Origin of the sequence: Marivivens marinus (assembly GCF_035969385.1) — a bacterium.
Lineage (GTDB): Bacteria > Pseudomonadota > Alphaproteobacteria > Rhodobacterales > Rhodobacteraceae > SELP01.
Window position 1 is genome coordinate 398,935 of the sequence record NZ_JAYKKJ010000004.1, and the last position, 6,603, is coordinate 405,537.

The 6,603-nt window shown below is 62.1% G+C and carries 6 protein-coding genes; 5 read left to right on the forward strand and 1 reads right to left on the reverse strand.

Annotation, left to right across the window (positions count from 1 at the left end):
* Positions 1 to 8: 8 nt before the first annotated feature.
* Positions 9 to 497, reverse strand: coding sequence for a component of SufBCD complex (locus U3648_RS09005; protein ID WP_420858897.1), 489 nt, complete (start codon positions 495 to 497; stop codon positions 9 to 11).
* A gap of 163 nt (positions 498 to 660) precedes the next feature.
* Here U3648_RS09005 and hemB point away from each other — a divergent pair, with 163 nt between their 5' ends.
* The 5 genes from hemB to U3648_RS09030 all read left to right on the forward strand — a co-directional run bounded on the left by hemB (position 661) and on the right by U3648_RS09030 (position 6,565).
* Positions 661 to 1,659 (forward strand): porphobilinogen synthase, encoded by a 999-nt coding sequence (hemB, locus tag U3648_RS09010; protein WP_420858898.1) that lies wholly within the window; start codon positions 661 to 663, stop codon positions 1,657 to 1,659.
* A 117-nt stretch (positions 1,660 to 1,776) separates the two neighbouring features.
* On the forward strand, positions 1,777 to 2,334 hold the full coding sequence (locus tag U3648_RS09015; protein WP_420858899.1) for a lipid-binding SYLF domain-containing protein: 558 nt from the start codon (positions 1,777 to 1,779) through the stop codon (positions 2,332 to 2,334).
* Between the two features lie 149 nt (positions 2,335 to 2,483).
* Positions 2,484 to 4,892, forward strand: coding sequence for a GcvT family protein (locus U3648_RS09020; protein ID WP_420858900.1), 2,409 nt, complete (start codon positions 2,484 to 2,486; stop codon positions 4,890 to 4,892).
* A 42-nt stretch (positions 4,893 to 4,934) separates the two neighbouring features.
* Positions 4,935 to 5,531: a nucleotidyltransferase family protein gene (locus tag U3648_RS09025; protein ID WP_420858901.1), complete on the forward strand. Its 597-nt coding sequence runs from the start codon at positions 4,935 to 4,937 to the stop codon at positions 5,529 to 5,531.
* 119 nt (positions 5,532 to 5,650) lie between these two features.
* On the forward strand, positions 5,651 to 6,565 hold the full coding sequence (locus U3648_RS09030; RefSeq protein WP_420858902.1) for an aryl-sulfate sulfotransferase: 915 nt from the start codon (positions 5,651 to 5,653) through the stop codon (positions 6,563 to 6,565).
* Positions 6,566 to 6,603: the final 38 nt, after the last annotated feature.

Genomic DNA, 6,603 nt, shown 5'->3' on the forward strand with positions numbered 1-6,603 from the left:
TCAACCGCTCAGAAGCCGGGGCCGACCGCAAGGTTTTGGTACATGCCGAACATGGCCGTCACGAAGATCGAAATCATGCCGATGAACTGGGTATAGACCCGATGCCGGTAGAGCCGACGGTGGAGCGCCTCGCCCTCGGGCTGTTCGGTTTCGATCAACCGGGCGGTGGACAGCGACAGGGCCCCGACAAGCGACATGGGGAAGGCCAGAAGGAAGACGGCTTGCGCGAATTCCACCCAATACCAGAAGGCCATTACCCCAAGGGCGGTCAGGACGAAACAGACGAACCCCAAAAGCCACAGGCCGGACACCCGCCCGATGTGCAGAATGCGGTTCACGTTGATCCGGACAAGGTCTTCCAGATCCTGCTGTGCATTGCCACCGGAGCGGGCCGCGCGCTGGACAAGATCATAGGGAACGCCCAAGACCCAATGGCTGGCCGACGACCAGAACACCGCCAACGCGATCCAGAACCAGAGGTTCGAGAAAGAGCGCATGTCGATGACTTCAAAAAGGGTTTGGGTCCAATTCACGGGGGTCGGGTCCGGGTGATCTTTTCGATTTTTCGCGACCCTAGCGCCGGGATGCGGCGTTGCCCAGACTTGTGATGCGACAAAATCCGTGGCACCCGTGATTTGTGACAAGAAAGGCCCGTTCCAGATGACCCGCATCCCTGCCCCCTTTCCCGCCAACCGCCCGCGCCGTCTGCGGGCCACCCCGGCCCTGCGGTCGATGGTGCGCGAAAACACCCTGACGCCCTCAGATTTCATCTGGCCGGTCTTCCTGATGGAGGGGACGGATGCCGAAACCCCGGTGCCGTCGATGCCCGGCGTCGTCCGTCGCACGGTTGATCGCGTGGGCGCCGCGGCAAAAGACGCGTGGGATCTGGGCATTCCGGCGATCTGCCTGTTCCCCTACACGGCGATGGAACACCGGACCGAGGATTGCGCGATGGCCTGGGACCCGGACAACCTGACCAATCGCGCCATCCGCGAGATCAAGTCGGCCTGCCCCGAAATCGCGGTGATGACCGATATCGCCCTTGATCCCTACAACATCAATGGCCACGACGGGTTTGTCGAAAACGGCGAAATCGTCAATGACCGCACGGTCGAGGCACTGGTGAAAATGGCGCTGGCGCAGGCGGCCTCGGGCGCGGATATCCTTGGGCCGTCGGACATGATGGATGGCCGGATCGCGGCCATTCGCGGCGCGCTGGAAAGTGAAGGATACCAAAAGGTTACGATCCTGTCTTACACCGCGAAATATGCCTCTTCCTTCTACGGGCCGTTCCGCGATGCGGTGGGGGCAACGGGCGCGCTGACCGGGGACAAGAACACCTATCAGATGGACCCGGCCAATTCGGACGAGGCGATGCGCCTTGTTGCCCGTGATCTGGCCGAGGGGGCCGATATGGTCATGGTCAAGCCGGGGATGCCCTATCTGGACATCTGCCGCCGGGTGAAAACCGAATTCGGCGTGCCGACCTTTGCCTATCAGGTGTCCGGGGAATACGCGATGTTGCAGGCGGCCGCGCAAAACGGCTGGCTGGACGGCAAGAAGGTGATGATGGAGAGCCTCATGTGTTTCAAACGCGCGGGCTGTGACGGCATCCTGACCTATTTTGCACCCGAGGCCGCCAAAGTGCTGAACGGCTGAAACCCGCCGCCGGACCTGCCCCTGCATCTTGCGGGTGACAGCCCCGCCAACTCTGCCTATAGTGTGTGCATCAAGAGCGGCCGAAAAGGCCGCCCACAGGCACAAGAGGCACAAGAGATGAGCAGTCTTTCAAGACGCAATTTCGCGCTTGGCGCGTTGGCCGGGGTTTCCCTGTCCGCCTGCAGCAATGGCATTGGCGGTACCGGCGCGCCGACCATTGATGCGCGGGTCAACGAGACCCTGAATTACATGTATTCCCGCTATCCCGGCACACGTGACCTTGCGGCCAGCGCCAAGGGCATGCTGGTGATGCCGGTCATGACAGAGGTCGGGCTTGGGCTTGGCGGGTCGTTCGGTCGCGGCGCCTTGCGGATCCAGAACACGTCGGTTGATTACTATTCCGCTGCCGGGGCAAGTGCAGGCATTCAAGTCGGCGCACAGCAGTTCAGCCATGTTCTGTTCTTCATGACCGATGAGGCGCTGATGGATTTCCGGCGCGGATCGGGCTGGGCAGCGGGTGCCGATATGGAATACGCGCTGAACGATCAGGGCGAGATGCTGCGAGCCGAGACCACGACCTCGCTTGCCCCTGTCATCGCCGTTGTCTTTGCGCAGGCCGGGTTCCGTGTCGGGGCCACGCTGGAAGGTGTGAAATACACCCGCATCATTCCCTAAGGGATCAACAATTCCCCAAGGATCAAGCCCCGGCATCTGCGCGGGGCTTTTTCTGTTGCGGGCCTTGGAAAACGACAGTGAGTGTCGTGTAAAGGCGATCATCATTGCGGGCAAAACGCATTCTGGGCCAAACCCAACCGGAGGAAGTCATGAAAACCACCACCCGTGTGGCCGTCATCGGCGGCGGCGTTGTCGGATGTTCCGTTCTGTATCACCTGACCAAGCTGGGTTGGTCGGATGTGATGCTGATCGAACGGTCCGACCTGACATCGGGGTCCACATGGCACGCGGCGGGCGGGTTTCATACGCTGAACGGCGATACCAATATGGCCGCGCTTCAGGGCTATACGATCAAGCTCTATCGCGAGCTGGAAGAGATCACCGGCATGTCCTGCGGGCTGCACCACGTGGGCGGGGTCACGCTGGCAGACAACAAGGACCGGTTCGACATGCTGGTCGCGGAGCGGGCCAAGCACCGCTACATGGGTTTGGAGACCGAGATTGTCGGTCCGGAAGAGATCGCCAAACTGGCCCCCATCGTGAACCTCGACGGGATCAAGGGCGCGCTTTACGATCCGCTGGACGGCCACCTTGATCCCTCCGGCACGACCCACGCCTATGCCAAGGCCGCCCGGATGGGCGGGGCCACGATCGAAACTCACTGCAAGGTGATCGAGACGAATCAACGCCCCAATGGCACATGGGACGTGGTGACCGAAAAGGGCACCATCCATGCCGAACATATCGTCAACGCCGGCGGCCTTTGGGCGCGCGAGGTGGGGGCGATGGCCGGTGTCTACCTGCCGCTGCACCCAATGGAGCACCAGTATCTGGTCACCGACGACCTGCCCGAGATTTACGAACGCGGCGAAGAACACCCCCACGTCATGGACCCCGCCGGGGAAAGCTATCTTCGGCAGGAAGGCCGGGGACTGTGCATCGGGTTCTATGAACAGCCCTGCCGGCCCTGGGCAGTGAAATGCACCCCGTGGGAGTTTGGGCACGAATTGCTGCCCGATGATTTCGACAAGATCGAAGAGTCCATCGCCTTTGCCTACAAGCGTTTCCCGGTGCTGGAACGCGCGGGCGTCAAGACGGTGATCCACGGCCCCTTTACCTTTGCCCCCGATGGCAACCCGCTGGTCGGCCCGGTGCCGGGCATGCGCAACTATTGGTCCGCCTGTGGTGTCATGGCCGGGTTCAGCCAGGGCGGCGGCGTCGGCCTGATGCTGGCGCAATGGATGATCGAAGGCGAATGCGAACGGGATGTCAGCGCCATGGACGTGGCCCGGTTCGGCAAGTGGATCACACCGGGCTATACCCTGCCCAAGGTGATCGAGAACTATCAGCGCCGCTTCTCGGTCAGCTACCCGAACGAGGAGCTTCCCGCCGCCCGGCCGCATCGCACCACGCCGATGTACGATATTTTCGACAGCATGGGCGCGGTCTGGGGCGCCCAATTTGGGCTTGAGGTCGTCAACTACTTTGCCCAAGGCGACGAGCCCCGCTATGAAACCCCGTCCTTCCGCCGGTCCAACGCGTGGGAGGCGACCGCGCGCGAGGTTCGCGCGGTGCGCGAGGGCGTCGGCATCAACGAAACACACAACTTCGGCAAGTTCCGGGTGACCGGGCCGAACGCGCGGGCGTGGCTGGACCGGATCATGGCGGGCCGCATCCCGGCCCCCGGTCGCCTGTCGCTGACACCGATGCTGTCGCCCAAGGGGCGGCTTCTGGGGGATTTCACCGTCTCCTGTCTGGCCGAGGGTGATTTCCGCCTGACGGCCTCTTACGGGGCGCAGGCGCAGCATCTGCGCTGGTTCGAAATGAACGCGGCGGACGGCGCGCAGGTCGAAAACACCTCGGACAGCCTGACCGGGTTTCAGATTGCCGGGCCAAAAGCGCGGGAAGTGCTGGCCGCCTGCACCCTGTCGGATGTCACCGACATCCGGTTCCTTGACGCGCGCAAGATGGTCGTGGGTCAGGTGGACTGCATCGTTCAGCGGGTCAGCTATACCGGCGATCTGGGATACGAGATTTTCTGCAACCCGATGGATCAGCGGCAATTGTGGGAAACCCTATGGGCCGCGGGTCAGCCGCACGGGATGAAGCCCTTCGGGATGCGGGCGATGATGAGCCTGCGTCTGGACCGGTTCTTCGGCTCGTGGATGCGGGAGTTTTCGCCAGATTATACCCCCGCCGAAACCGGGATGGACCGCTTCATCGCCTGGAAGAAGAACGTGGATTTCATCGGCCGTGCGGCGGCCGAGGCGGAACGGGCCACTCCCCCCGCCCGTACGCTGATGACCTTCGAGGTCGATGCCGACGACGCCGATGTGGTCGCCTACGAGCCGGTCTTTATCGGCGGCGAGGTGAAAGGGTACTGCACCTCGGGCGGCTATTCGCATCACGCGGGCAAATCCATCGCTTATGCGCTGGTGCCGCGCGACGCCGCGTCGCCCGATCTGGAGGTCGAGATCGAAATCCTTGGGTCGCGCCGGAAGGCCCGCGCGATCAGCACCCCGATGTTCGACCCCGAGGGAGAGCGGCTTCGCGGCTAGAGCGGCTTTGCGGCGCGGCGATTCGCCGGTAGGGAGAGGGGCATGGAAACACCGGTCCTGATCCTTGCCGCCGGGCGGTCGTCGCGCATGCGCGGGGCGGACAAACTGTTGCAGCCGGTTGGCGGCGTCCCGTTGTTGCGGCGGCAGGTCCTGTCAGCCATGACCACGGGCGGGCGGGTTATGGTGGCGCTCCCCGGCCCGAATGATCCGCGGGCCGCTGTTCTGCAGGGGCTTCCGGTGGCAATCGTTCCGGTTCCGGATGCGGCGCAGGGGATGTCGATTTCGCTCCGGCGCGGGGTGCGTGCCCTGCCCGATTGTGACCGGTTCCTCGTGCTGCTGCCCGATCTGGCGGAATTGGCCCCCGAAGACCTGCGCGCCGTTCTGGACGCGCCCGGCACAGCACCCGACGCCCTGATCTGGCGCGGCGCGACCGAGGAGGGGAAGCCCGGTCATCCGATCCTGTTCGATGCCGCGCTGCGCCCCGACTTCGCCGATCTTTCAGGCGATACCGGCGGCGCCCCGATCATCGCTGCCCATGCCAACCGGGTGCATCTGGTCGCCCTGCCCGGCCAACGGGCCCGCCGTGATCTGGACACCCCCGAAGATTGGGCGGCATTCCGATTGGAAACCGGTCTGTGACCTTGATTTCGGTCCGTGATCCTGCCCGCCAAAAGAACTCAGCGGCGCATTGCACGCTATTGGAATTGTCTGAGGAATAATTCACAATCATAGCGTTATTTTAGCCCAAGGATATGAGTATGACGAATCCGATGCTTGCCCCGTCGTCCGCCCCTGTTCTTCTTTCCCCTTTCTACGATGGCGACCACAGGATGGTACACCATGCGCCGCTAGCAGATGGACGCACGATCGTGGTCTGGGCCGGAACCGGAAGTGCGGCAGAGGGCTATGACATCTTTGCCCAGTTCTTGGATGAAACCGGGGCGCCGGTTGGGACCCCTTTCGTCGTCAACAGCTACTTGATCAGCGATCAGATCATGCCGCAGGTGACGGCCTTGCCCGGAGGTGGGTTTGTCGTCGCGTGGCAATCCTTCGCACAGGATGATTTTTCCATCACCGACCCTTATGATTCCCAATTTACCCTTCAGTACGGCATCTATTGCCAGACATTTGATGCGGCTGGTGCCCCCGTTGGCGGCGAGACGCTGGTAAATGAAAACACGGTCGGACATCAGTTCAAGCCGAAAATGCTCACTCTGGATGATGGGGGTTACATCGTCTTCTGGGGGGAGTTGAGGGTCACGTATTTTCAACGTTTTGATGCTGACGGAAACAAGGTTGGCACGGCGACAATGGTCCCGGCCATAGAAGAAGACGGCAGTTCGTTCCTTTTCGGTCCGTGGGGCGAATCCAACTTCGTCCAATTGGATGACGGTAATATTGCGGTCTTTTGGACCAAAACCACACAAACCGCCTCCCATGTCACGATCTTCGATCTTGACGGTGTTTTGGTGAACGAATTCGATGTTGGAGTTGGCAGCCAAACCATGATGGTCCAGCTCGAGAACGGCAACCTGTTCCTCGCATGGACCTCCCAGATGGATGGAATTGTGGGCAGCGGCGAAGCCACTCATATGATTGGTGCGGTCTACACCCCGGCCGGCGAAGTGGTTGTCCTGGCGTGCCCCCATCGGGTGGTCCGGTTTGATTGTTAGTGCATCGTGGGCCTCTGGTCCATCGGAACGATGCTTTC

Bases quoted from the DNA above. Each gene is read 5' to 3' on its own strand.
- U3648_RS09005 (WP_420858897.1), bottom strand. From the start codon at position 497: ATGCGCTCTTTCTCGAACCTCTGGTTCTGGATCGCGTTGGCGGTGTTC.
- hemB (WP_420858898.1), top strand. From the start codon at position 661: ATGACCCGCATCCCTGCCCCCTTTCCCGCCAACCGCCCGCGCCGTCTG.
- U3648_RS09015 (WP_420858899.1), top strand. From the start codon at position 1,777: ATGAGCAGTCTTTCAAGACGCAATTTCGCGCTTGGCGCGTTGGCCGGG.
- U3648_RS09020 (WP_420858900.1), top strand. From the start codon at position 2,484: ATGAAAACCACCACCCGTGTGGCCGTCATCGGCGGCGGCGTTGTCGGA.
- U3648_RS09025 (WP_420858901.1), top strand. From the start codon at position 4,935: ATGGAAACACCGGTCCTGATCCTTGCCGCCGGGCGGTCGTCGCGCATG.
- U3648_RS09030 (WP_420858902.1), top strand. From the start codon at position 5,651: ATGACGAATCCGATGCTTGCCCCGTCGTCCGCCCCTGTTCTTCTTTCC.